Below are 1,240 nucleotides of genomic sequence, written 5' to 3' on the forward strand. Positions count from 1 at the left end.
CGGCTCCAACATGTCGTACCGCGACGTGTACCTCGACCTCGATCCGACCTATCGCGATTCGTACGGCCAGCCGCTCCTGCGCATGACCTTCGACTGGAAGGACAACGACATCAAGATGGCGCGGTACGTGACGGGCCAGATGCAGAAGATTGCCGAGGCGATGGGCCCGAAGGCCATCAACGTCTACACGCGCGAGTTCGGCGCGCACTTCGACTCGCGCCGCTATCAGACCACTCACCTCGTGGGCGGTGCCGTGATGGGCACCGATCCGAACACCAGCGTCATCAACCGCTATCTGCAGAGCTGGGATGTGCCCAACGTGTTCGTGATGGGTGCCTCCGCGTTCCCGCAGGGGATCGGCTACAACCCGACCGGCCTCGTCGCCGCCCTCGCTTACTGGAGCGCGAAAGCGATTCGCAACCAGTATATGAAGAACCCCGGCCCCTTGGTAAGCGTGTGAGAAGCCTCATGACGATCATGAAGAAAAACCTGGTCCCCTTGCGATTCGCTCGTGAGAGCGCACGCGGCACATTGCGCCGCCTGGACCCCGTTTCGAAGGCGCCAATCATGCTCGCCGCCGGTGCTGTGTTATCCATGGCGTTCGCGCTGCTCACAGCCCATGCCGCCAACTCCACTGCCAACCCCGCAGATCCCGCGCTCGTCGCGCATGGCGAATACCTCGCGCGCGCGGGCGACTGCATAGCCTGCCACACCACACAGGGCGGCAAGCCGTTCGCGGGCGGGCTGAAGTTCGACACGCCGATCGGCGCGATCTACTCGACCAACATCACGCCCGACGCGAATACGGGCATCGGCAAGTGGAGCTACGACGACTTCGCCAAAGCCGTACGCCAGGGCGTGCGGCCGAATGGCGACACGCTTTACCCCGCGATGCCCTACCCCTCATACGCACGCCTCTCCGATGACGACATGAAGGCGCTCTACGCGTATTTCATGCACGGCGTCGGGCCCGTGCAGGCGCAGAACCGCGCCGTGGACATTCCCTGGCCGCTCTCGATGCGCTGGCCGCTCGGCGCCTGGCGCGTGCTGTTCGCACCGAAGGTGCAGGCGTTCGACGGCTCGCATTACAACGACGCGATCGTCGCGCGCGGCGCGTATCTCGTGCAGGGCCTCGGCCACTGCGGCGCGTGCCACACGCCGCGCGCACGCACGATGCAGGAACTCGCGCTCACCGACCTCGAAGGCGACGACTTCCTCGCGGGCGGCGGCCCGATCGACG

The 1,240-nt window shown here is 65.5% G+C and carries 2 protein-coding genes; both read left to right on the plus strand.

Going from position 1 to position 1,240, the window contains the following annotated elements; genetic code table 11:
• On the plus strand, positions 1-460 hold a 460-nt coding region (locus tag M3I53_RS37930), incomplete at its 5' end, for a GMC oxidoreductase (protein WP_254320811.1).
• Positions 461-477: 17 nt separating this feature from the next.
• Positions 478-1,240: c-type cytochrome (locus M3I53_RS37935; protein WP_375542638.1), on the plus strand; the 763-nt coding region annotated here is incomplete at its 3' end.

It is taken from the genome of Paraburkholderia sp. CNPSo 3272 (genome assembly GCF_024206495.1).
In the GTDB taxonomy this organism is placed as follows: domain Bacteria; phylum Pseudomonadota; class Gammaproteobacteria; order Burkholderiales; family Burkholderiaceae; genus Paraburkholderia.